The sequence below is a fragment of the Pseudomonas sp. R84 genome (genome assembly GCF_009834515.1).
GTDB lineage: Bacteria > Pseudomonadota > Gammaproteobacteria > Pseudomonadales > Pseudomonadaceae > Aquipseudomonas.
Genome location: NZ_CP019426.1, coordinates 250,308 through 273,624 on the forward strand (window position 1 = coordinate 250,308; position 23,317 = coordinate 273,624).

At 59.4% G+C, this 23,317-nt stretch carries 19 protein-coding genes; 17 read left to right on the forward strand and 2 right to left on the reverse strand.

Annotated features, from left to right (window positions below; genetic code table 11):
- Positions 1-2 precede the first annotated feature (2 nt).
- The 13 genes from PspR84_RS01095 to PspR84_RS01155 all read left to right on the forward strand — a co-directional run bounded on the left by PspR84_RS01095 (position 3) and on the right by PspR84_RS01155 (position 13,408).
- Entirely contained in the window at positions 3-2,363 is a 2,361-nt protein-coding gene (locus PspR84_RS01095) for a TonB-dependent receptor (protein WP_160054696.1), read from the forward strand.
- A 23-nt stretch (positions 2,364-2,386) separates the two neighbouring features.
- Entirely contained in the window at positions 2,387-3,730 is a 1,344-nt protein-coding gene (locus PspR84_RS01100; protein WP_160054698.1) for an aryl-sulfate sulfotransferase, read from the forward strand.
- Between the two features lie 189 nt (positions 3,731-3,919).
- Positions 3,920-4,246: a hypothetical protein gene (locus PspR84_RS01105; RefSeq protein WP_160054700.1), complete on the forward strand. Its 327-nt coding sequence runs from the start codon at positions 3,920-3,922 to the stop codon at positions 4,244-4,246.
- A gap of 379 nt (positions 4,247-4,625) precedes the next feature.
- Positions 4,626-5,435: an energy transducer TonB gene (locus PspR84_RS01110; RefSeq protein WP_160054702.1), complete on the forward strand. Its 810-nt coding sequence runs from the start codon at positions 4,626-4,628 to the stop codon at positions 5,433-5,435.
- A gap of 45 nt (positions 5,436-5,480) precedes the next feature.
- Complete coding sequence (locus PspR84_RS01115; RefSeq protein WP_160054704.1) at positions 5,481-6,206, forward strand: MotA/TolQ/ExbB proton channel family protein; 726 nt, start codon at positions 5,481-5,483, stop codon at positions 6,204-6,206.
- A 1-nt stretch (position 6,207) separates the two neighbouring features.
- A complete protein-coding gene (locus PspR84_RS01120; RefSeq protein WP_003220570.1) occupies positions 6,208-6,609 on the forward strand; it encodes a biopolymer transporter ExbD in 402 nt (133 codons plus the stop codon).
- Positions 6,610-6,991: 382 nt separating this feature from the next.
- On the forward strand, positions 6,992-7,573 hold the full coding sequence (locus PspR84_RS01125) for an alpha/beta hydrolase (RefSeq protein WP_077570156.1): 582 nt from the start codon (positions 6,992-6,994) through the stop codon (positions 7,571-7,573).
- A 54-nt stretch (positions 7,574-7,627) separates the two neighbouring features.
- On the forward strand, positions 7,628-8,560 hold the full coding sequence (locus tag PspR84_RS01130) for a sigma 54-interacting transcriptional regulator (protein WP_160054706.1): 933 nt from the start codon (positions 7,628-7,630) through the stop codon (positions 8,558-8,560).
- A gap of 166 nt (positions 8,561-8,726) precedes the next feature.
- Positions 8,727-9,524: a MetQ/NlpA family ABC transporter substrate-binding protein gene (locus PspR84_RS01135; protein ID WP_160054708.1), complete on the forward strand. Its 798-nt coding sequence runs from the start codon at positions 8,727-8,729 to the stop codon at positions 9,522-9,524.
- A 930-nt stretch (positions 9,525-10,454) separates the two neighbouring features.
- Positions 10,455-11,120, forward strand: a complete 666-nt coding sequence (locus PspR84_RS01140; RefSeq protein WP_122597731.1) for an amino acid ABC transporter permease — start codon at positions 10,455-10,457, stop codon at positions 11,118-11,120.
- Positions 11,101-11,760, forward strand: a complete 660-nt coding sequence (locus PspR84_RS01145) for an amino acid ABC transporter permease (RefSeq protein WP_160054710.1) — start codon at positions 11,101-11,103, stop codon at positions 11,758-11,760. Before PspR84_RS01140 ends, PspR84_RS01145 begins: the two co-directional genes overlap by 20 nt.
- Positions 11,757-12,539 (forward strand): amino acid ABC transporter ATP-binding protein, encoded by a 783-nt coding sequence (locus PspR84_RS01150; RefSeq protein ID WP_077570160.1) that lies wholly within the window; start codon positions 11,757-11,759, stop codon positions 12,537-12,539. The genes PspR84_RS01145 and PspR84_RS01150 overlap by 4 nt, the downstream gene beginning before the upstream one ends.
- The gene (locus PspR84_RS01155; RefSeq protein WP_095122253.1) at positions 12,536-13,408 is read left to right on the forward strand and encodes a transporter substrate-binding domain-containing protein; all 873 of its coding nucleotides are present in this window, start codon (positions 12,536-12,538) and stop codon (positions 13,406-13,408) included. Before PspR84_RS01150 ends, PspR84_RS01155 begins: the two co-directional genes overlap by 4 nt.
- 262 nt (positions 13,409-13,670) lie before the next feature.
- On the opposite strand, the gene PspR84_RS01160 is transcribed toward PspR84_RS01155, so the two are convergent.
- A complete protein-coding gene (locus PspR84_RS01160; protein ID WP_160054712.1) occupies positions 13,671-14,867 on the reverse strand; it encodes an AAA family ATPase in 1,197 nt (398 codons plus the stop codon).
- Between the two features lie 201 nt (positions 14,868-15,068).
- Between PspR84_RS01160 and PspR84_RS01165 the strand changes: the two genes are divergently transcribed.
- The 4 genes from PspR84_RS01165 (at position 15,069) to PspR84_RS01180 (ending at position 22,638) form a co-directional block, all read left to right on the forward strand.
- A complete protein-coding gene (locus PspR84_RS01165) occupies positions 15,069-16,172 on the forward strand; it encodes an efflux RND transporter periplasmic adaptor subunit (protein ID WP_160054714.1) in 1,104 nt (367 codons plus the stop codon).
- Positions 16,169-17,233: an efflux RND transporter periplasmic adaptor subunit gene (locus PspR84_RS01170; protein ID WP_160054716.1), complete on the forward strand. Its 1,065-nt coding sequence runs from the start codon at positions 16,169-16,171 to the stop codon at positions 17,231-17,233. Before PspR84_RS01165 ends, PspR84_RS01170 begins: the two co-directional genes overlap by 4 nt.
- A complete protein-coding gene (locus tag PspR84_RS01175) occupies positions 17,230-20,295 on the forward strand; it encodes an efflux RND transporter permease subunit (RefSeq protein WP_160054718.1) in 3,066 nt (1,021 codons plus the stop codon). Before PspR84_RS01170 ends, PspR84_RS01175 begins: the two co-directional genes overlap by 4 nt.
- A gap of 90 nt (positions 20,296-20,385) precedes the next feature.
- The gene (locus tag PspR84_RS01180) at positions 20,386-22,638 is read left to right on the forward strand and encodes a glycoside hydrolase (RefSeq protein ID WP_160054720.1); all 2,253 of its coding nucleotides are present in this window, start codon (positions 20,386-20,388) and stop codon (positions 22,636-22,638) included.
- Position 22,639: 1 nt separating this feature from the next.
- Here PspR84_RS01180 and PspR84_RS01185 read toward each other — a convergent pair whose 3' ends face one another.
- The gene (locus PspR84_RS01185; RefSeq protein WP_160054722.1) at positions 22,640-23,266 is read right to left on the reverse strand and encodes a class I SAM-dependent methyltransferase; all 627 of its coding nucleotides are present in this window, start codon (positions 23,264-23,266) and stop codon (positions 22,640-22,642) included.
- Positions 23,267-23,317: the final 51 nt, after the last annotated feature.

Consider the following 23,317-nt stretch of genomic DNA (forward strand, 5'->3'; position numbering starts at 1 on the left):
CCATGAGTCCGTTGAACCTTGCGTCACCCTTAACGCCACGACGGCTCAAACGCCTGCCTCTGGCCCTGTTGCTGGCAGGGAGCGCGAGCTGGACTCACGGTTACGCCGCCGATTCTGAAACCCCGGCACCAGTGCCGGCCGGCAAGCCTGCCGCCAACAGTTCGCAACTCGAAACCGTGACCGTCACCACCCGCCGCCGCGAGGAAAGTTCGCAGGACGTCCCGACGCCAATGAGTGTGGTCAGCGGGCAGAATCTGGAGACGCAGCGGGTCTACCGGATTCAGGATTTGCAGCAATTGGTGCCCAGCGTCAACGTCGCCTACATGCACGCACGCCAGTCCAGCGTGTCGATCCGCGGCCTTGGCAACAACCCTGCGAGCGATGGTCTTGAAGGCAGCGTTGGTCTGTACATCGACAACGTCTACCTGGGTCGTCCGGGGATGGCGGTGTTTGATTTGATGGACATCGAACAGCTCGAAGTCTTGCGTGGGCCGCAGGGCACGCTGTTCGGCAAAAACACCACCGCCGGGGTGATCAACATCAGTACCCGTGCTCCGACGTTCACCCCTGAGCGCAGCATCGAAACTTCGGTCGGCGAGGACGGTTATTTCCAGACCAAGGGCACTATTTCCGGCCCGCTCAACGATCAACTGGCCGGACGATTTTCGGCGTACCGCACTCGCAGCGACGGTGACATCAAAAACGAATACGACGGCCATGATCTCAACGGCGGCTCGCGCGAGGGCTTCCGCGCGCAACTGCTGTTCAAGCCCAACGAAGATTTCAACCTGCGCTGGATCGGCGACTACAACGAAGAGGACTCCAGCGCCGGCACCCGCGTGCTGTACAACACTGGGCCGACCATCAACGGCGTCAACCTGTACCAATCGCGCGCCAACGCGGCCGGCGCAACCCTGGTTAACGGTTCGCACCGCAAGGTCAATCTGGACAACGACCAACATGTCACCGTGCATCAGGGCGGCACCTCGGTGGAGGCCAACTGGACGCTGCCGAGCGATTTCACGCTGACCTCGATCAGTTCCTATCGCTTCTGGAATTTCACCCCGCGCAACGACGACGGCCTCAACGTGCCGGCGAGTTACAACGCCGGGGTGTCGGTGGAAGACAAACAGTATTCGCAGGAATTTCGCCTGGCCTCGCCCAAGGGTGAGTTCTTCGATTACGTGGTCGGCGCCTACTACTTCGGTTCGGATCTGGACAATAAATCCTTCGCTTATTACGGCCCACAAGCCGATATCTGGAACGGCACCGCGCGCGGTGCGCTGGCCAACGTCACCAGTGTTGGTAACGGCCATATCAAGACCGACAGCTTTGCGCTGTTCGCCCAAGGCACCTGGCACCTCAGCGAGCGACTGGATTTCACCGCCGGGGTGCGTGGCACTTATGAAGAAAAATCCGCTTGGGTCACGAGGGATGCGCCGATTGGTGGCGCTGCTGTAACAGGCGCGGCGGCCACCGCACGGCGTGGTCGTACCGGCGCTTACGATTCCGGCGACTTGAATCAGTACAGCTCCAGTCCCTCCGGGCTGCTCAATCTCAGCTATCGCATCACCGATGATGTTCTGGGCTACGCCACGTTGTCCCACGGCGAGAAATCCGGCGGGGTTAACCTCGCCGTCGGTTCTGCGCCGGTGGCCGGCGCCGATTCGCTACTGATCGGCACCGAACGCGCGAACAACGCCGAACTCGGCTTTAAGAGCACGCTGTGGGATCACCGTCTGCAACTCAATGCCAACGTGTTCTGGACCCAGGTCAACGCTTACCAGACCAACGCCTACGACGCGGAAAATCGCGTGCAGTACCTGACCAACGCCGGTTCCGTGCGTTCGCGCGGCGTCGAGTTCGAAAGTACGGTGATCCCGTTGCGCGGTCTGACCCTGAACATCAACGGCTCCTACAACGACGTCAGCTATCTCTCGTACAAAGATGCCCCGTGCCCGCCGGAAGTCAGCCAGGCGCCGGGCGCTCCAGCGTCTTGCGACCTTAGCGGCCATCAAGTGGTCGGCGCCTCGAAATGGATCGGCAACGCCAACGGCGAATACAAATGGAATCTGGATAACGGCTTCGAACCTTACGTCACCGCCAGCTATGCGTTCCGCTCCAAAGCCGTCGGTACGGTCGAGGATTCCGACTACGGCCAGATCCCGAGTTACGCCGTGGTCAACTTCTCCACCGGCCTGCGCGGTGACTTCAATCAGGGCCAGTGGGACGTGTCGCTGTGGCTGAAAAACGCTTTCGACAAAACCTACTACACGACCCTGTGGACGGGCGGCAACGGCGGCTATGAAGGCCTGCTCGGTACACCGCGCACGCTGGGCGTCACCGGTCGCTACGACTTCTGATTCGTCACTCAAGGAGCTGCATCATGTTGCGTATCAAAACGGCTTTGCCGGTGTTGCTGTCCGGCGCAGTGCTCAGCGCCGGTGCCTTCGCCGCACCGAGTGTTTACCCGACGGGCGTCACTCGTTACGACCCGAACAAGGCGTTCAACCAGTACGTGATTTTCAGCGGCGCCGACAAGCAGACGCACCTGATCGACATGAACGGCAACGAGGTGAAAACCTGGCCACAGGCAGGTTTCCCGTCAGCGATCATCGACCCGAAACTGGTCGGCGGAGAGCGTGGGCATGTGTTGCTGCAACTGAGTGACAAGGATCCCGGCAAGCTCGGTTCGGCCGGCAATGGTCTGGGCAATCAGAGCGTCGGTGAGCTGGATTGGCACGGCAAAGTCGTCTGGCAGTGGGGTGACAAGGCCCCCGGTGGCGCGGCGCAACAGCACCATGATCAGCGCCGTTTGAGCAATGGCAACACCGTGGTGCTGGCGAACAAGGTGCACAAGGTCAAAGGCTTCAAAGTGCCCGAGGTGATCGACGATGCGATCTATGAAGTCAGTCCCGAAGGCGCGGTGAAATGGCAGTGGCTGGCCTCGGAGCATCTCAATGAATTCGGCTTCACGGCCGAACAGTTGAAGCTGGTGCGCGCCAGTGAAAATCCGGACTACCTGCACATCAACAACCTCAGCCTGGTCGGGCCGAACAAGTGGTTTGATGCCGGTGACAAACGCTTCAATCCGGACAACCTGCTGATCGATTCACGCAACGCCAACTTCATCGCGATCATCGACAAGAACAGCGGCAAAGTGGTTTGGCGTCTTGGCCCGAATTTGCCGCTGATCAACCCGAAAACCGCGCAGAAACTGCCGCGCCCGGTGGATCAGTTTGTCGGTCAGCATGATGCGCACATCATTCCGGCCGGATTGCCCGGTGCTGGCAATCTGCTTGTGTTCGACAACCAGGGTTCGGCGGGTTATCCAAACGTCACCCTCGGCTTGATTTCCGGCTCGCGCGTGTTGGAAATCGATCCGCAGAAAAACGAGATCGTTTGGCAGTACAGCGCGGCAAATTCGAAGCAACCAGGGTGGGCGTTCTACAGCTCGTTTATCAGCAGTGCGCGGCGCTTGCCCAATGGCAACACGTTGATCGACGAGGGCATGAACGGACGGTTTTTCCAGGTGACGGCCAGCGGCGAAAACGTCTGGGAATACGTCAGTCCGTATCTCGGCAAGGCACCGGGCAGCGACGCGATCAGCAACTGGGTGTATCGGGCACTGCCTGTGAGTTATGACTGGGTGCCAACGGGGACGCCACGCTCCGAGACGGCGGTTATTGCACCCGTTATCGGCGTGGAGCAAACCAATGCCAGTCGTTAGTTGAAATGGAATTAGTGCTCGAACGAACGGCGATAAGTTATGACCGGGTTGAACAGTGCATATTGCAATTTAGTTAGTAGCTCGCGTGGACAATAATTGAATGTCCAACCATCCTGACTGTCGTGAGTTTCCAGGAGGAAACTTGCTCTCATCGGAAGACACTTATCCAACGATAAAGGAAATCTCGTTATGTCGAGCATTAATGGCAATTATGTAAACGATAACGCTGGCGCCAAACTGACGATTACCGATGGCAACGATTCCAACGGCACCTTCAGCGGAAAATTCAGCCAGAATGGCGTGAATTACGACATCGCTTACGGTCACTACCATTTTCAAAACAGCACCGGGCAGCCTACGATCATCACGTTCGCGGCGTTGAATGAAGGCACAGGCTATCAGTCCTGGACACTGTTCTCGCCGGATCACAATTACTCGAAAGTTCGTGCGGTTGGTTCGCGCACCAACTTTGACGGTGATGTTGTTGGCCTGGCAGGGGAGTTCCTCAAGCAATAACAGTTGATTAAACAAAAAGGCCGGTGCGCGAAAGTGCCCGGCCTTTTTGCTGTTTCTGGAAAATAATAATCAACTATCTACTTCGTATTAGTCGTCCTGCAAAACCGGGTCAGGCGAATTTGATGCGTTGCATGAATACTTTCAATGCCTGAAAAGCATGCGCTTTTTCACGCATCGCTGCAGCCCGCGTGGCGCGTGGCGTTGGCAGAATTGATCAATTTGTATATTCCATAATGACCTATGCATAACGTTAAAGATTACTTTCGGAGATAAGCGTCAAGCCCAATGATTCACCCATCGATTCGCCGTGGGGGATTCAACAAAACGGTTGATCGGCAGTTTTTGTAGAGAACGCAAAAAGACCGCAGGGAGTGAATCAATGGGCAATGTCCAGACCGCCGCCAGCGCAGAGGAATTGCTGTGGCGTCAGACGCCGGGTGGCGAATTGGTCGATCTCGGCCGGCCGCATCGTGTGCCGTTGGGGCAGTTGCGTTTGCAGCGTGCGCCCAAAGGCATTCTGAGTCGGCGCGAAACAATTCTGCTTGGCGTGCTCGCGCTGGTGGTGCATGGCGCGGTGATCTACTGGATCAGCCAGAAACCGACGCCAGTGCTGCCAATCGTGCCGCCGGAAATTCCGCCGATGACCATCGAGTTCTCGCGCCCGGCACCGCCAGCGCCACCGGTTGTCGAGCCGCCGCCACCTGCGCCTGTGGTTGAGCCACCGCCGCCGGTGGAGGACGAACTGGCGGTAAAACCGCCGCCGCCAAAACCCGTTCCGAAACCCAAACCGGTGGTTAAACAGGCACCCAAACCAGCACCGAAAGCGGTCGAGCAACCACCGACGCCGCCACAACCGGCAGCCCCGGTTGCAGCCCCTGCGCCACCTGCTCCACCCGCGCCGGCACCGGTAACCCCGGCCTCAGCGAATGCTGCATACCTGAAAAACCCGGCACCGGAATACCCGTCGCTGGCCCAGCGTCGCGGTTGGGAAGGCACGGTGTTGCTGCGCGTACATGTGCTTGCCAGCGGTAAACCGGGCGAGATCCAGATAGCCAAAAGCAGTGGCCGGCAACAGCTCGACGACGCGGCGCTGAACGCCGTGAAACGTTGGAGTTTCGTCCCGGCCAAGCAAGGTGATGTGGCCCAGGACGGCTGGGTCAGCGTGCCCATCGATTTCAAGATTCATTAAACCGAAACCAAATTCGCGCGAAACGTTTACACGAGGGAATACATCATGACGTTACTGGCATCTCCACTGGAATCCATCGAAAGCGCGGTGATCTGGCTGCTGGTGGTTTTTTCCGTCGCCACCTGGGGTCTGGCATTGCTCAAGGCTTGGCAGTTCGGGCGTCTGAAGGCGCAGGATCGGCGTTTTCATAAACGTTTCTGGGCGGCGTCGAGTCTCGATTCAGCCGCTGAATTGAGCGAGACCCAACCCGGCGCAGCCGCGCGAGTAGCACAGGCCGGTTACGCGGCGATTCAGGTGGGCGAGGCGCCACAGGCGAATGATTTGAGCCAGGCGATCAACCATCAGGATCGACTGGAGCGCGCACTGCGTCAGCAAATTGTCCACGAACGCCGTTCGCTGGAAACGGGCCTGGCGGTGGTCGCGAGTATTGGCAGTACGTCGCCGTTCATTGGTTTGTTCGGCACGGTGTGGGGAATCATGGAAGCGTTGAAAGGCATCAGCGCGGCTGGCTCGGCGAGCCTGGAAACGGTGGCCGGCCCGATCGGTGCAGCACTGGTCGCCACGGGTGTGGGGATCGCCGTCGCGGTGCCGGCGGTGCTGGTTTACAACTACTTTTTGCGTCGGTTGAAACTGACGGCGGCGGATCTGGATGACTTCGCCCACGACTTCTACAGCCTGGCGCAGAAGAGTGCGTTCCGCGTGTTGATCCATCCGACCGCGCACAAGATCGCCGCGCCGGGCAACGCAGCAAAAGTGAAGGAGGCGTCCTGATATGGCCTTCTCCACGCAAGACAGTGATGAGGTGCTCAGCGAGATCAACGTAACGCCGCTGGTGGACGTGATGCTGGTGCTGCTGGTGGTGTTTATCGTCACCGCGCCGCTGCTGACCAATGCGATCCCGATCAACCTGCCGAAGACCGAAGCGGTGGCGCCGGTCGAGCAGAAGGATCCGCTGGTGGTGAGCATCGATGGCGCCGGCAAGCTGTTTATCAACAAGGACGAGATTCAGCCGGACTTGCTGGAATTCAACCTCAAGTCAGCCAAGGCCAAGGACCCGGAAGTGCGCGTGCAATTGCAGGCCGATGACGGGGTGAACTACGGCGAAGTGGCGCGGGCGATGGCTTCGATTGAACGGGCGGGGATTACCAAGTTGTCGGTGATTACTGCGCGGTGACAGATTCAACGTTTTTCCGGGGCCGTCTCCTTGGCAGGGTGCGGCCCTTTTTTTATTTCTGGCATTAGAAGCAAAGCCCTCACCCTAGCCCTCCCGAAACGTCGGACCGCCCAGAGGGAGAGGGGACTGACCGCGTTGTTTGGCCGCTATACGCCGATCTGAAATATCCAGTCGAACTCCAAATCTGAAAACCGCATAGATCGGCTCCCTTTCCCCCTCGCCCCCTTGGGGGAGAGGGCTGGGGTGAGGGGGAAAGGATCTAAAGTCATACACAATACTCATATTCAATTCAGATCTTAATAAATAGCTTCTTATTCCTTAACGAATATAAATCCCCTCCCTATACTCGTTCAGGAACAGACACGACGCAGGAGAGCTCCCCATGCGCAACGAATCAATCCGCTACCTGATTGTGCCGGGCTGGCAAGGATCGCCAGAAGATCATTGGCAAAGCCACTGGCAGAACAGCCTGCCGAACAGCGCGCGAGTCGAACAGGCCGATTGGCTGACGCCGCGTCGTGAAGATTGGGTCGCGGCACTGGCCGAGGCGATTGCTGCCGACAGTACGCCGGTGATCCTTATCGCCCACAGCCTTGGCTGCGTCACGGTTGCCCACTGGGCGGCCACGGCGCCGTTGCAATACCTGCGTCAGGTACGCGGCGCATTGCTGGTTGCGCCGGCCGATGTCGAGCGCCCGGCGTGCGCGCCGGCGCTGCGCAATTTCGCACCGATTCCGACCGATCTGCTGCCATTTCCAAGCCAGGTGGTCAGCTCCGATAACGATGCTGCCGTCAGTGCACCGCGAGCGCTGGAGCTGGCGCGCAACTGGGGCGCCGAGGCGGGGATTCTCGCCGGTGCCGGACACATCAACGTCAAATCCGGGCATCAGCGTTGGGAGCAGGGTTTTGCTTATCTCTATCGCCTGCAAAACCGCATGGAACACCACGCTCGTCGCCGCGCCTGATTTTTATTTCTTTCAACGCCCCCGTCTCCCGGCGGTTTTGGGCGGGAGTCTGCCATGAGTTTCGAAACCTTCGGTCAGCCATTGCTGACCTTTCCTGACGCTGAAAAAAGCCCCCTGAGCATTCGCGCCAAGGCATTGGTGTTTGTCGACCCACGCTCACGTCAGTTACGTGAAGAGCTGGAGCAATTGGCGCCGCGCTCGACCTCGGTATTGATCCGTGGCGAGACCGGTACGGGTAAAGAATTGCTCGCTCGGCACATCCATCGCGCCAGTGACCGCGCCGGTCTGTTCGTTTCGGTCAATTGCGGTGCGATCAGCCCGACCTACGCCGATGCCGAACTGTTCGGCTACGCCGCCGGCAGTTACAGCGGCTCGGCCAGCAGCCGTGCAGGCTGGTTCGGTTCAGCCAATGGCGGCACCTTGTATCTGGATGAAATCGGCGACTTGCCGCTGCCAATCCAGATCAAATTGCTTGCCGCCCTGGAGAACCACGAAGTCACCCGTGTCGGTGCGCATCAGCCGAGTCCGGTGGATGTGCGTCTGGTCGCGGCCACCAGTATCGATCTGGCGCAAGCAGTGGACGCCGGGAAATTCCACGAGCGGCTTTATCACTACCTCAGCGAAGGGCAACTGGAACTGCCCGCCTTGCGCGCACGCATCGGCGACATTCTTTCGCTCGCCGAATACTTCCTCGGCATCTATAGCCAACGCCTCGACCTGCCCGTGCCGCTGATCAGCGAAGCCGCGCAGCACGTGCTCGAACAACACAGTTGGCCGGGCAACACCCGCGAGCTGGAAAACGTCATTCACTTTGCCTTGCTGGTGAGTACCGGTGACGAGATTCTGCCGGAGCACCTGAACCTGCCCGAGGCGTCTGGCCCGCAGCTTCAGATCGAACGGCTGGTTGCGCAAATCAACATCGGCGGCAGCGTCGATGAGCGTAAGGCATTGAAAGATTTGCTGATTCGTTTGGGTGAGGCGTTGTAACCGTTTCGTTCAACATGAACAAAATGGAATATGAAGCTGAATAAACGTTATTGTCCGGGAATAAAAAATCCCGGTATTGTCCGACCCACGCCAGCGATATCACTTCACTGGCACACGTATTAATGCCGTCGTCGATGACGACCGTGATTTTCGATAAGGACACTGCATGAAAAAGGTTCTGTTGTTTACCGCATTGGCGGCTGCTCTGACTGCTTCCCTGGCCAATGCCGGCGAGAAACTGGTGGTTGCTGCGACCCCGGTGCCGCACGCTGAAATCCTTGAGCTGATCAAACCGACCCTGGCCAAAGAAGGCGTGGATCTGGAAATCAAAGTGTTTACCGACTACGTTCAGCCGAACGTACAGGTCGGTGAGAAGCGTCTGGACGCCAACTACTTCCAGACCCTGCCGTACCTGAACAGCTTCAACCTGGGCAAATACAAGGACGACAAGTCCAAGTACCTGGTGACTGTGCAGGGCGTACACGTTGAACCGTTCGGTGGTTACTCGAGCAAGTACAAGACCCTGGCTGAACTGCCGGACGGCGCCACCATCGCCATCCCGAACGAAGGCAGCAACAGCGGCCGCGCCCTGATCCTGCTGCAGAAGGCTGGCCTGATCGAACTGAAAGACCCGAAAAACGCTCTGGCAACGCCAAAAGACATCGCCAAGAACCCGCACAACTTCAAGTTCAAGGAACTGGAATCGGCCCTGCTACCACGCGTTCTGAAAGAAGTTGATCTGGACATGATCAACACCAACTACGCGCTGGAAGCCAAACTGAATCCGCAGAAAGATGCGCTGGTGATTGAAGGCGCTGACTCGCCGTACGTGAACTTCCTGGTGGCCCGTGAGGACAACAAGAACAGCGACGCGATCCAGAAACTGGCCAAAGCCCTGACCAGCCCGGAAGTCAAAGCGTTCATCGAGAAGAAGTACAACGGCGCGGTACTGCCGGCGTTCTGATCTGACGCTTGAGTGAACCCCTTCAAGGTGTGAAAACGCCGATGGCCAGTGATGGGCATCGGCGTTTTTGTGTGTGCGTTGAAAAGCCCCTCACCCTAGCCCTCTCCCAGAGGGAGAGGGGACTGATTGGGGGATGCTGTAGAAGTACGCCGACGTGAAAGATCTCTGCCGAATCCATAATCGACTCGATCTTTCAGGTCGATGTAAAACGCCAGACACCACGGTCGGCTCCCTCTCCCTCCGGGAGAGGGCTGGGGTGAGGGGACTGATTGGGGGATGCTGTAGAGGTACGCCGATGTGAAAGATCTCTGCCGAATCCTTAATCGACTCGATTTTTCAGGTCGATGTAAAACGCCAGATACCGCGGTCGGCCCCCTCGCCCTCCGGGAGAGGGCTGGGGTGAGGGGACTGATCGGGGGATGCTGTAGAAGTACGCCGACGTGAAAGATCTCTGCCGAATCCATAATCGACTCGGTCTTTCAGGTCGATGTATGACGCAAGACACCTCGGTTAGCTCCCTCTCCCTCCGGGAGAGGGCTGGGGTGAGGGGTTTTTGACTTACGCTGCAGCCTTCAACGCCCGCCTCAACGCCACCAACAATTTCACAATCTCTTGCGGATCCAGTCGCTGCGGCACTTTTACGTCCATGTTCTCTTCCTTGTTATGAGTTTGGCCGGGGGAGTCTGGCCAAAAGCTGTTCGTCCTTGGAGGGCTTTCGTGAAAAAAAGATCCGTCCTACAGCGCAAAGGAAAATAGCCTTCTTATTCCTTCCCGGCAAACCCACAAGATAGTTTTTTGGGTGATATCAATATGCTTTAACGGTATTTAAATTCTTGTTTTTATACCTATAAAGTCGGTGCTTGCCGGACAGCCATCTGCTGTCCTTGGACTGCGCCACCGTCGCTTACCGAGCGGCGTCCAGGACGTTTCATGACCTTCGATTACGCATTTATCCTCAGCACCCTGCCGGCGTTTCTCAAAGCCGTGGGCGTGACGCTGCAGGTCGGATTTATCGCTATCGGTACTTCGTTGCTGGTGGCGCTGCTTAACGCGACCATTCTGGTGTTCCGCACGCCGTACCTGCAAAAACTGGTGGGCCTGTATGTGGAACTGGCGCGCAACACGCCGCTGCTGATCCAGCTGTTTTTCGTCTACTTCGCCTTGCCGGCCGTGGGGATCCAGGTGTCCGGTTTCACCGCCGCGATCATCACCATGACCTTCCTCGGCGGCGCCTACCTCACCGAAGTGCTGCGTGCCGGCGTCGATGCGGTGCCGCTGGCGCAACTGGAATCAGGGCGCTCTATCGGCCTGTCCCACGGCCAATTGCTGCGCTATGTGATCCTGCCGCAAGCGGGGATCCTCAGCCTGCCGTCGCTGTTCGCCAATTTCATTTTCCTGCTCAAGGAAACCACTGTGGTCTCGGCGGTGGCGGTGCCGGAAATTCTCTACACGACCAAGAGCTACATCGCGCTCTATTACAAAACCTACGAAATGCTCGCCGTGCTGACGCTGATCTGCGTGCTGCTGTTCTTGCCGCTGTCGCTATTGCTCAGCCGTTTGGAAAGGAGGCTCCAGCATGGCCAGTTCGGGTCTTGAATTGCTCTGGGTGTCGTTGCCACAACTGGCCAAAGGCGCCGGACAAACCTTGTCGATCTCTTTTCTGGGCATTGCCATCAGCACTGTCGGCGGCGTGCTCTACGGCGTATTGCGCACGCTCAACATCACGTGGCTGAACGCGATTCTGAGGGTGTATCTGGAGCTGTTCCGGGCGATCCCGGTGCTGGTCTGGTTGTATCTATTGTTCTTCGGTTTGCCGATTTTCTTCGGCCTGAGCATTCCCAGCTTCTGGTGCGCGGTGCTGGTGCTATCGCTGTGGGGCGCCAGCGAGGTCGGCGAAGTGGCGCGCGGAGCCCTGCATTCTTTACCACGCGGCCAGCGTGAAGCGGGGCTGTCGATTGGTTTGAACGCCGCGCAACTCTACGGTTACGTGTTGCTGCCACAAGCGCTGAAACGCATGACGCCGCCGACCATCAACGTCTACACGCGGATCATCAAGACCAGCTCGCTGGCGGTGCTCATCGGTGTGGTCGATGTGATCAAGGTCGGCCAACAGATCATCGAGCGCACTTACGAATCGGTGCTGATCTACGGCGCACTGTTTCTGTTTTTCTTTTTGATCTGCTACCCGCTGTCGGCCGCCTCGCGCGTGCTGGAGCGGCGCTGGACGCAAGCATGAGCGCATTGATCGAGTTTCACGGTTTCAACAAATTCTACGGCGAGCAGCAGGTGCTCAACGGCATCGACCTGCAGGTGCAGAGCGGCGAAGTGATCGTCATCCTCGGCCCCAGCGGTTGCGGCAAAAGCACCTTGTTGCGTTGCCTCAATGGCCTGGAAGAGGCCCACAGCGGCAGCCTGAAGTTTCTCGGCCGTGAGCTGCTGGACAAGGCCACCGACTGGCGCGAGATCCGTCAGCAGATCGGTATGGTGTTCCAGAGTTATCACCTGTTCCCGCACATGAGTGTGCTCGACAACCTGCTGCTCGGCCCGCTCAAGGTGCAGAAGCGCCAGCGCCGTGAAGCCCAGCAACAAGCCGAAGCGCTGCTTGAGCGCGTGGGACTTTTGGACAAGCGCGATGCTTTCCCGCGTCAGCTCTCCGGCGGCCAGCAGCAACGCATCGCCATCGTCCGCTCGTTGTGCATGAACCCGCGCGTGATGCTCTTCGACGAGGTCACCGCCGCCCTCGACCCGGAGATGGTCAAAGAAGTTTTGCAGGTCATTCAGGGCCTCGCTCGCGAAGGCATGACCCTGTTGATCGTCACGCATGAAATGGCCTTCGCCCGCGCGGTGGCCGACCGCATCGTGTTCATGGATGCCGGGCGCATCCTTGAACAGAACCCGCCCGAGATTTTCTTTACGAACCCGCAAACCGCACGCGCGCAGCAGTTTCTGGAGAAGTTCTCCTTCGTGGCAACACTGCCGAAAACGAATCCGACAAAGGAACTGGAACTGTTATGAAAACTGCCGCTTTTTTACTGCCCCTGCTCAGCCTCGCCTTGCTTGCCGGTTGCAGCAAGACCGAAGAACCGCCGAAGCCGAAAGTCGCCAGCGAAAGCACCGCGCCGGCCGGTTATCTGGACAAGATCAAGGCCCGCGACAAGTTGATTGTCGGCGTGTTCACCGACAAGCCACCATTCGGTTTTGTCGATGAAGCTGGGCGCTACGTCGGCTTTGATACTGATATCGGCCGGCGTTTCGCCAAGGATCTGCTCGGTGATGAAAACAAGGTCGAGTTCGTTGCCGTTGAGCCGGCGAGCCGTATTCCGTTCCTGCAAAGCGACAAGGTCGACCTGATCCTCGCCAACATGACTGTGACGCCGGAGCGCAAGGAAGCGGTGGAATTCACCAACCCGAACCTCAAGGTTGCGGTGCAGGCGTTGGTGCCGCAAAGCAGCTCGGTGAAAAACCTTGATGACCTGGCGACCCGCACCACCATCGTTACTACCGGCACGACTGCTGATATCTGGCTGACCAAGAATCATCCGGACTGGAAACTGCTGAAGTTCGAGAAAAACTCCGAATCGCTGCAAGCTTTGGCCAACGGTCGTGGTGATGCTTATGCACAGGACAACCTGGTGCTGTTCAGCTGGGCCAAGCAGAACCCGGGCTATCGCGTGCTCGATGAAAAGCTCGGTGCTGAAGCGCCGATTGCGCCGGCGGTGAAGAAGGGCAATATCGAGTTGCGTGACTGGGTGAATACTGAGCTGGCCAAGCTGGGTGAGGAGAAGTATCTGCTCAAGCTGTATGACCAATATGTGCGTAAAGAGCTGAGTGATGACACCAAGCCTGAGAGTGTGATTGTTGAAGGCGGCAAGTGGCAGGGGTGATTGTCTGTCAGGTCGGTGGTGAGGCCTGCCCCTCACCCCAGCCCTCTCCCGAAGGAGAGGGAGCCGACCGAGGTGTCTTGCATCAGACATCGACCTGCGGAACCGAGTCGATTATGGATTCACAGATGCATTTCGCGTCGGCGTCACTTCGACTTTGGATTCACAGATGCATTTTCACGTCGGCGTCACTCTTGAGCATCCCCCAATCAGTCCCCTCTCCCTCTGGGAGAGGGTTAGGGTGAGGGGCTTTTGCCTGAATCACTCAATCCGGCCAGTTCCACGCCGGCTCATCCAGCACCCGCTGGCCGACAATCCCGGTCTGCCCCAGGGTTTTCTCCAGCACAATGCAATTGCACTCGGGATCTTCCTGCAACGCCGAAATCAACCGCCGTGCATGGGACACCACCCACACCTGACACTGCTCCGACGCACGAATGATCAACCGCGCCAACGCCGGCAGCAGATCCGGGTGCAGGCTGGTTTCCGGTTCGTTCAGCACCATCAGCGACGGCGGCCTCGGCGTCAGCAGCGCCGCGACCAACAATAGATAGCGCAACGTCCCGTCCGACAGCTCCGCCGCCGACAATGGCCGCAGCAAACCTTCCTGATAAAACTCGATGGCAAAACGTCCACCGGCCTGCGCTTCGATATGCACCCGCGCGCCAGGAAATGCATCGATAATCGCCGCCCGCATCGCGTCGCCATCACCAATCTCGATGATGGTCTGCAACGCCGCCGCCAGATCCCGCCCATCGTGATGCAGCACTGGCGTGCGCGTACCCAGTTGCGGTTGGCGCACCGGCGCATCGGCATCGCTGCGAAAGTGATCATAAAAGCGCCAGCGACGAATGAACTCGCGCATCTGAAACACTTCCGGCGAGCTGCGCAGGCTGCCAACCTGATCGAACAGGCTGTCAAAGTTCGGCGTGTGTTGTGCCAGCACATCCCATTTGCGCTCGGCGCGTGCGCGGATCATCGGGCCGTCACGATCCACCAGCAGGCTGGCGGGGCGGTAAAGCGCGCCGGCCCAGATGCATTCGCGCTTGATCTGCGGGTCGAGGCTGAAGCGCGAGGGAATTGGCCGGGAATGTTCGGGTAGCATGAAATGCCCGTTGGAATCGGGCAGCCCGAGGCTGATCGAATAACTGAAGTCTTCTCCGGCAAACCCCAGGCGCAGCCGCTTCACACCCTGACGCACCGTCGACTGAATGGGCACTTCGCCGTTGCGCATGCGCCGGCTGATGGTTTCCGGCCCGGCCCAGAAGGTCGACTCCAGCCCACCCTCACGGGCCAGCGCATTGACTACGCCACCCTGAGCGGTTTCCGCCAGCAGACGCAAGGCCCGGTAGAGGTTGGACTTGCCGCTACCGTTGGGGCCGGTGATCAGGTTGAGCCGGCCGAGCGGGATCACCAGTTTGTTGATCGAACGGTAATTGGCCACTGCCAGAGTGTTGAGCATGGAATTCCTTCTCTTGAGACGCTTATTGTAGGAGCTGCCGCAGGCTGCGATCTTTTGATGTTGTTTTTAAAAGATCAAAAGATCGCAGCCTGCGGCAGCTCCTACAGGAAAACATGGGGGACGAACGGGCGAACGTTGAACCCTGTTCTAAGCTCACAGTCGTATCGTCACTTGCACGTTCGTACACAGGAAGGAGTCTGCATGGCGAGTCCCGGTTTGAAAACAGCGGTCATGCTGAGTCTGTTCACTTTGCTGACCGCATGCGGCGAGAAAAAAGCTCCTGAGGAATACCTGCCCAGGGTCTTCGTACAGGAAGTGAAACCCACGGATTACGCGGCTGCGGTGACATTGACCGGTGACGTGCAGGCGCGCGTGCAGACTGAACTGTCGTTCCGCGTCGGCGGCAAGATCATTCAGCGCATGGTCGATGTCGGTGACCGGGTTAAGGCCAAACAGGTGCTGGCCAAACTCGACCCCAAGGATTTGCAGACTAACGTCGATTCCGCCCAGGCCCAGGTCGTCGCCGAACAAGCGCGGGTCAAACAGAGCGCCGCGGCGTTCGTGCGCCAGCAAAAACTCCTGCCCAAGGGCTACACCAGCCAGAGCGAGTACGATTCCGCCCAAGCCGCGTTGCGCAGCAGCCAAAGCGCCTTGAGCGCGGCGCAGGCGCAATTGGCCAACGCCAAGGACCAGCTTAGCTACACCGCGCTGATTGCCGATGCCCCGGGCGTGATCACCGAGCGTCAGGCCGAAGTCGGCCAAGTGGTGCAGGCCACCGCGCCGATTTTCAGTCTGGCCCGCGACGGCGACCGTGACGCGGTGTTCAACGTCTACGAATCGCTGCTGGCCGAGCGTCCTGCGGATCCCTCGATCGTCGTCAGTCTGCTCGATAACCCTGCCATCAAAACCACCGGCACGGTGCGTGAAATCACCCCGGCGGTGTCAGCGCAGTCCGGCACGGTGCAAGTCAAAGTCAGCCTCGACAGCCTGCCCCAAGGGATGCAGTTGGGCTCGGTGGTCAGCGCTACCGCCAAGGGCAGCGGCAAGTCAGCAGTCGAATTGCCATGGTCGGCGCTGACGAAAAACATCAGTGATCCGGCGGTGTGGATGGTCGACGATAAAGGTGAAGCGCAGTTGCACAACGTGACCGTCGGCCGCTACCTGATCGGCAAGGTCATCATCAGCGAAGGCCTCAAGGGCGGGGAGAAAGTCATTGTCGCCGGTGGGCAGTTGCTGCATCCCGGCATGAAAGTCGAAATCGCTGAAAACACCTACAAGGATCTGCAACCGGGAGCACAGCCATGAAGCGTCTGGGGCTGTTGTCCGTGGGTGTGTTGCTGGCGGCCTGCTCAAAAAGCGAGCCACCTCCGGAGCCGGTACGTCCGGTGCTATCGGTCAAAGTTCAAGCGTTGAGCGAGGAAAGCCTGGGGCGTTTCGCCGGCAGCATCCAGGCGCGTTATGAAAGCAACACCGGTTTCCGCGTCGGTGGCCGCATCGCCAGCCGCAACGTCGATGTCGGAACCGAAGTGCAAAAGGGCACGCTGCTCGCCACCCTCGATCCGTCTGATCAGCAGAACCAATTGCGTTCGGCCCAGGGCGACCTGGCCAGAGTTCAGGCGCAACTGATCAATGCCCAAGCCAATGCCCGCCGTCAGCAGGCGCTGTTCGATCGTGGCGTAGGGGCGCAGGCACAACTGGACATCGCCACCACAGACTTGAAAACCACCCAGGCCTCGCTGGACCAGGCACGGGCGGCGGTCAATCAAAGCAAGGACCAGCTCGGCTATACCGAACTGCGTTCCGACCATAAAGCCGTGGTCACCGCGTGGAACGCCGAAGCTGGGCAAGTGGTGACGGCGGGCCAGCAGGTCGTGACTCTGGCGCAACCGGACATCAAGGAAGCGGTGATCGATCTGCCCGACACCCTGGTCGATCAGATTCCTTCCGACGTGGTGTTTCTGGTGGCCGGGCAACTCGATCCGAGCATCAACACCAGGGCAACCCTTCGCGAGATCGAACCGCAGGCGCAAAGCGCCACGCGTACTCGTCGCGCACGCCTGACGCTGGCCGAGACACCGGACGGGTTCCGCCTCGGCACGGCGATCAGCGTGACCCTCAGTTCGGCGATCAAACCGCGCATCGAATTGCCGGCTACCGCTTTGCAGGAGGTCGACGGCAAACCACGGATCTGGGTCATCGACACTCAGAGCAAAACCGTCAACCCTCGCGACGTCAGCGTGATCAGCCGCACCGACAGCAGCGTAGTGCTCGCGGGCGGTGTGAAGAACGGCGAGCGCGTGGTCAGCGCTGGCGTCAACAGCCTCAAACCCGGACAATCGGTAAAACTTGACGAGGACAGTCAATGAAAGGCTCTTTCAACCTCTCCGAATGGGCCCTCAAGCATCAGTCATTCGTCTGGTACCTGATGTTCGTCGCGTTGCTGATGGGCGTGTTCTCGTACTTCAATCTGGGCCGCGAAGAAGATCCGTCGTTCACCATCAAGACCATGGTGATCCAGACCAAATGGCCGGGCGCGACCCAGGAAGAAACCCTCGCGCAGGTCACCGACCGCATCGAGAAAAAACTCGAAGAGCTCGACTCCCTCGACTACGTGAAAAGTTACACGCGCCCTGGCGAATCGACGGTGTACGTGTACTTGCGCGACACCACCAGTGCCAAGGACATCCCGGAAATCTGGTACCAGGTGCGCAAGAAGATCGACGACATTCGCGGGCAGTTCCCCCAAGGTATTCAAGGGCCCGGGTTCAACGACGAGTTCGGTGATGTGTTCGGCTCGGTCTACGCCTTCACCGCCGACGGCCTGACCATGCGCCAGTTGCGCGATTACGTAGAACAGGCGCGGGCCGAGATCCGCAATGTGCCGGGGCTGGGCAAGATCGAAATGATCGGCCAGCAGGACGAAGTGATATATCTGAACTTCTCTACCCGCAAACTGGCGGCGTTGGGCATCGATCAGCGTCAGGTTGTGCAGAGCCTGCAATCGCAGAACGCCGTGACCCCGGCCGGTGTGATCGAGGCCGGCCCTGAGCGGATTTCCGTGCGCACTTCCGGGCAGTTCGCCTCGGAAAAAGATCTCGCCGAGGTCAATCTCAAGCTCAACGACCGTTTCTATCGTTTGGCTGACATCGCCGACATCACTCGCGGTTACACCGATCCGGCGACCCCGGAATTCCGCTTCAATGGCAAGCCGGCCATCGGTCTGGCGATTGCCATGCAGAAGGGCGGCAACGTTCAGGCGTTCGGCAAGGCGTTGCACCAGCGCATCGATGAACTGACCGCAGACTTGCCGGTTGGCGTGGGTGTGCACACCGTGTCCGATCAGGCGGTGGTGGTGGAAGAAGCGGTCGGTGGCTTTACCAGTGCCCTGTTCGAGGCGGTGATCATCGTGCTGGTGGTCAGCTTCATCAGCCTCGGCGTGCGCGCCGGCCTGGTGGTGGCGTGCTCGATTCCGCTGGTGCTGGCGATGGTGTTTGTGTTCATGGAATACAGTGGCATCACCATGCAGCGGATTTCTCTCGGCGCACTGATCATCGCCCTCGGCCTGTTGGTGGACGACGCGATGATCACCGTGGAGATGATGGTCACGCGCCTGGAAATGGGCGAGACCCGCGAGCAGGCCGCGACGTTCGCCTACACCTCGACGGCGTTCCCGATGCTCACCGGTACGCTGGTGACCGTCGCGGGTTTTGTGCCCATCGGCCTCAATGCCAGCTCCGCCGGTGAGTACACCTTCACCCTGTTCGCGGTGATTGCAGTGGCGATGCTGGTTTCGTGGGTGGTGGCGGTGTTCTTCGCTCCGGTGATCGGCGTGCACATTCTCAGCGCCAACGTGAAACCCCATGAGGCCGAGCCGGGCCGCGTCGGGCGTGCGTTCAATGGCGGTCTGTTGTGGGCGATGCGCAATCGCTGGTGGGCGATCGGTATCACCGTGCTGCTGTTTGCCCTGTCGATTTTTTGCATGCGCTTTGTGCAGAACCAGTTCTTCCCGGCATCGGACCGCCCGGAAATTCTCGTCGATCTCAACCTGCCACAAAACGCCTCCATCGACGAAACACGCAAGGCCGTCGACAAGCTGGAAGAAACCCTCAAAGGCGACCCGGACATCGTGCGCTGGAGTACCTACATCGGTCAGGGCGCGATCCGTTTCTACCTGCCGCTCGACCAGCAATTGCAAAACCCGTACTACGCACAACTGGTGATCGTCAGCAAAGACTTCGAGGCCCGTGAGGCATTGAGTCAGCGTCTGCGCGAGCGCTTGCACAAGGACTTCGTCGGCATCGGCAGTTACGTCCAGGCGCTGGAAATGGGCCCGCCGGTGGGGCGGCCGATCCAGTACCGGGTCAGTGGCAAGGACATCGATCAAGTGCGCAAGCACGCCATCGATCTGGCCACCGAACTGGACAAGAACCCGCACATCGGCGAGATCATTTACGACTGGAACGAGCCGGGCAAAGTCCTGCGCATCGACATCGCCCAGGACAAGGCACGCCAACTCGGGCTGTCGTCCGAAGACGTGGCGAACCTGATGAACAGCATCGTCAGCGGCGCGCCTCTGACCCAGGTCAACGACGACATCTACCTGATCAATGTGGTCGGCCGGGCGGTGAATTCGGAGCGTGGTACGCCGGAAACCCTGCAGAATCTGCAGATTGTGACGCCCAACGGCACATCGATTCCGTTACTGGCGTTCGCCACTGTGCGCTATGAGCTGGAACAGCCGCTGGTGTGGCGTCGCGACCGCTTGCCGACCATCACCATCAAGGCTTCGGTGCGCGACGAGATCCAGCCGACCGATCTGGTGAAACTGCTCAAGCCGTCGATTGATGCCTTCGCTGACAAACTGCCAGTGGGCTACAAAGTCGCCACCGGCGGTACGGTCGAGGAAAGCGGCAAGGCGCAGGGGCCGATTGCCAAGGTCTTGCCGTTGATGCTGTTTTTGATGGCGACGTTCCTGATGATCCAGTTGCACAGCGTGCAGAAGATGTTCCTCGTCGCGAGTGTCGCGCCGCTGGGACTGATCGGCGTCGTACTGGCGTTGGTGCCGACCGGTACGCCGATGGGCTTCGTGGCGATCCTGGGGATTCTGGCGCTGATCGGCATCATTATCCGCAACTCGGTGATTCTGGTGACGCAGATCGATGAGTTCGAGAAGAAGGGCTATGCGCCGTGGGATGCAGTGGTGGAGGCGACCGAGCATCGGCGTCGGCCGATCCTGCTGACCGCCGCTGCGGCAAGCATGGGCATGATCCCGATTGCTCGCGAAGTGTTCTGGGGGCCGATGGCGTACGCGATGATTGGCGGGATCGTGGTGGCGACGTTGCTGACGCTGTTGTTCCTGCCGGCGCTGTATGTGGCCTGGTACAAGATTCGCGAGCCGAAGAAGGACGCTTCGTCATCGACCCACTGAGGGAGCTTGTTACACCTTTGGGAACGGTCTGACTTACAACCGTGATGCATTGCGTTACCGTCCTTCCTCCATGTGGAGGAGGGACGCCTGATGTCGACGGTCACTTGCTGGCTGCGCCAACTGCTGTTAATGGCCGGCTTGTGCCTGTCGCCCGCATCGCTGGCTGAAACGCTGCTGCAAAACCCGCTGTGGCGCGTACAGCTCGACCCCGCAACCCTCGCTGTGCGAGCTACTCCGGCCAACGGCGCGACTGTGCAGGCCTCGACGGGTGTCGCCGCGCACAGGGTCAGCAACCTGGTGCAACGCGACAATCGCGTCGAATGGCAATGGGACGATGGCGCCTGGTCACTCAGCGTTGATCTCGATCAACGCGACCTGAGCTTCTCGATCACCGCAGGCGCCGCGTCTGAACTTGAGTTCTTGCGCCAGCCCGGCAATGCCATGGGCAAGGGCCTGATCTGGCCCTTGGCCGAGGGGCATTATGTGCCGCGCGGCGATCCGGTGTGGCAGACGTTTCTGGTGAGTCAAAGGGTGCTCAATGCCACTCAGGATATGAGTCTGCCGATCTGGGGTGTCGAGCATGAGGGATTCAGTCTCAACTGGTTGCTGACCAACCCCTACAACAAGCAACTGCTGTTCAGCGCTGAGGGCGATACGCTCGCGTTGTCGGTGCGGCATCAATTCACCTCACTCAAGCCGTCGACAGCGCTGACGTTCAGCCTGTTTCTGGGTGACGCCGAGCCGCTGGCCGGTGCCAAGCGCTATCGACAATGGCTGATTGACACCGGCCGTTACGAAAGCCTGAGCCGCAAGCTTGAGAAAACACCGGCGTCGCGAAAGCTGTTGGGCGCCAGTCATGTCTACCTGTGGGGTAACGATCTGCTGGGGCAAAAGGATGTGCGTAACTGGCCGGCGTTACTTGGCAAGTTGCGCGGCCCGAGCCGCCTTGCCGGCGCATTGCGCGAAGGCATGGATCGCGAAGGCTTGCAGTTGCTGGCCATCGAAACGGTGCTCGATCGTTATCAGCAAGACGTGCTGCTGCGCAGCCTCAATCGGGCGCTGAACACTCAGGCGCGCAAAACCTGGCAAGCCCGCGCGGTGCCGGACATGCAGGCACTGGTCAACGGCTACGCCGCTCTGCGCGGGCAACTGTCCCGCGAATTCGCCGGTGCCGTCACAGCCAATCCCGAGCAATGGGGCAACACCTTGTCGCTGGATACCATTGAGCAATTGCAAAACGCCGGGCTGTCGCGCTTGTGGCTGGGTCTTGGCGAGGGATGGGAGGGCGGGCTCTGGCATCCCGAGGCGGTTCGAGCAGGCGTGCAGGCCGGTTATCTGCTTGCGCCGTATGATTCTTACGAGACGGCGCTGAGTCGGGATGAGAATCCGGACTGGACCACCGCGCATCTGGGTGACACGGCTTACCGCGAGTGCGCCATCGTGCTGGAAAATCGCACGATGAAAAGCGGCTTTCAGCAATCGGGTCATTACACCGACCCGCGTTGCGTGCGCCCTCTACTGGAGAAACGAGTCAAAGCGGTCAGCGCCGCCGCCGGTTTCAACAGCTGGTTTCTCGATGCCTACGCCACCGGCATGTTGTTCGACAGCTACCGCGCGGACGCCCCCATGACGCAGGCGCAGAATGCCGAGGGCAACGTCGCGGCGTCGCGCTGGATCAACGAAACGCTGCAATTGCCCAGCGGCTCCGAGGATGGCAATGCGACAACGGCTCAAGGCGTGCTGTTCGCCCATGGCATGCAGACACCGGTGATCGGTTGGGGCGATGCCGACATGAGTAAAAAACCGGATTCCGAATACTTTGTCGGCAAGTGGTTTCCGCCGGAGCAACCGGCCCTGTTCTTCAAATCCGTGCCAATAAAGGAACCGTTGCGGCGCATTCACTTTGATCCGGCCAGCCGTGTGCCGCTTTATCAAGCGGTGTTCCACGGTTCGCTCATCACCACTCATCACTGGTTGTTCGACAGCCTTAAACCGAGCAACACAAGGGTGGAGAACGAACTGACGCAATTGCTCTACAACGTGCCGCCGCTGTACCACCTGAGTGCGGCAACGCTGGCGCAGCGACTGCCGCTGATGGCCCGTCAGGACGCATTCTTCCGTCCGCTGCATGAGCGCCTGGCGACGCAGGCGCTGACCGGTTTCCAATGGCTGAGCGAAGATCGGCAGGTGCAGCAGACTTCATTTGAAGACGGCACTCGGCTACTGGCCAACTTCGCTCCAGCCCAGCGTGAAGTGGACGGCCAGACCTTGCCCGGCGAGAGCATCACTGTGCTGCTGCCGGAAGGTACCGTCAGCCACTACCGGGGGCAGGCAACTCTCTGACTCAGCCTTTGCGCCAGACGCTGGCCAACCACGGCTGCTGCTCGCGCGGCAGGCCGGCGGGACGGAAGTAGTGTTCCAGTTCGACGAATCCGGCGCGGGCAAGCAGCCCGCGCCAAGCCTCAAGATCGTGATACGAACCATACCGCGGCCCGTTCCAGCCCTCACGATTATCCCCACGTGGATTGGAGCTGAACAACACGCCACCTGGTTTCAACGCACCGTGCAATTGCTTCAATACCCGTGGCAATTCCTGCAACGGCACATGAAACAGCACCGCATTGGCAAAGATCCCGTCGAAGCGTTCAGCCGGCAGATCGAGCTTCAGAAAGTCCTGTTGCAGCACCTCGCAACCACTGTCCTCACGGGCCATTCGCGCGAACTCTTGGGAACCGTCCAGCCCGACGGCGATGTGACCCATACGCGTAAACGTCTGCAAGTCCCGCCCCGGCCCGCAGCCGAAATCCAGAACCGTGAACGGCGCCACACCTTGAATATGCCGCAGCAACGCATCGATGTTCTGGCTGACATCGTGGTCGCGGGTGCCTTCACGGAAGTCTTCGGCCACCGAGTTGTAGTGGCCGAGGGTGGTGGCGGTGATCTGTTCGAGATCGGTGGGGGTCTGCTTCATGGTGGGGATACGCGGGCAATTGGGGTTTGCCGAATATACGCCATGAAGCGG

Excerpts from the sequence above, each read along its gene's own strand:
- PspR84_RS01095 (WP_160054696.1), top strand. The coding sequence starts at position 3 with ATGAGTCCGTTGAACCTTGCGTCACCCTTAACGCCACGACGGCTCAAA.
- PspR84_RS01100 (WP_160054698.1), top strand. The coding sequence starts at position 2,387 with ATGTTGCGTATCAAAACGGCTTTGCCGGTGTTGCTGTCCGGCGCAGTG.
- PspR84_RS01105 (WP_160054700.1), top strand. The coding sequence starts at position 3,920 with ATGTCGAGCATTAATGGCAATTATGTAAACGATAACGCTGGCGCCAAA.
- PspR84_RS01110 (WP_160054702.1), top strand. The coding sequence starts at position 4,626 with ATGGGCAATGTCCAGACCGCCGCCAGCGCAGAGGAATTGCTGTGGCGT.
- PspR84_RS01115 (WP_160054704.1), top strand. The coding sequence starts at position 5,481 with ATGACGTTACTGGCATCTCCACTGGAATCCATCGAAAGCGCGGTGATC.
- PspR84_RS01120 (WP_003220570.1), top strand. The coding sequence starts at position 6,208 with ATGGCCTTCTCCACGCAAGACAGTGATGAGGTGCTCAGCGAGATCAAC.
- PspR84_RS01125 (WP_077570156.1), top strand. The coding sequence starts at position 6,992 with ATGCGCAACGAATCAATCCGCTACCTGATTGTGCCGGGCTGGCAAGGA.
- PspR84_RS01130 (WP_160054706.1), top strand. The coding sequence starts at position 7,628 with ATGAGTTTCGAAACCTTCGGTCAGCCATTGCTGACCTTTCCTGACGCT.
- PspR84_RS01135 (WP_160054708.1), top strand. The coding sequence starts at position 8,727 with ATGAAAAAGGTTCTGTTGTTTACCGCATTGGCGGCTGCTCTGACTGCT.
- PspR84_RS01140 (WP_122597731.1), top strand. The coding sequence starts at position 10,455 with ATGACCTTCGATTACGCATTTATCCTCAGCACCCTGCCGGCGTTTCTC.
- PspR84_RS01145 (WP_160054710.1), top strand. The coding sequence starts at position 11,101 with ATGGCCAGTTCGGGTCTTGAATTGCTCTGGGTGTCGTTGCCACAACTG.
- PspR84_RS01150 (WP_077570160.1), top strand. The coding sequence starts at position 11,757 with ATGAGCGCATTGATCGAGTTTCACGGTTTCAACAAATTCTACGGCGAG.
- PspR84_RS01155 (WP_095122253.1), top strand. The coding sequence starts at position 12,536 with ATGAAAACTGCCGCTTTTTTACTGCCCCTGCTCAGCCTCGCCTTGCTT.
- PspR84_RS01160 (WP_160054712.1), bottom strand. The coding sequence starts at position 14,867 with ATGCTCAACACTCTGGCAGTGGCCAATTACCGTTCGATCAACAAACTG.
- PspR84_RS01165 (WP_160054714.1), top strand. The coding sequence starts at position 15,069 with ATGGCGAGTCCCGGTTTGAAAACAGCGGTCATGCTGAGTCTGTTCACT.
- PspR84_RS01170 (WP_160054716.1), top strand. The coding sequence starts at position 16,169 with ATGAAGCGTCTGGGGCTGTTGTCCGTGGGTGTGTTGCTGGCGGCCTGC.
- PspR84_RS01175 (WP_160054718.1), top strand. The coding sequence starts at position 17,230 with ATGAAAGGCTCTTTCAACCTCTCCGAATGGGCCCTCAAGCATCAGTCA.
- PspR84_RS01180 (WP_160054720.1), top strand. The coding sequence starts at position 20,386 with ATGTCGACGGTCACTTGCTGGCTGCGCCAACTGCTGTTAATGGCCGGC.
- PspR84_RS01185 (WP_160054722.1), bottom strand. The coding sequence starts at position 23,266 with ATGAAGCAGACCCCCACCGATCTCGAACAGATCACCGCCACCACCCTC.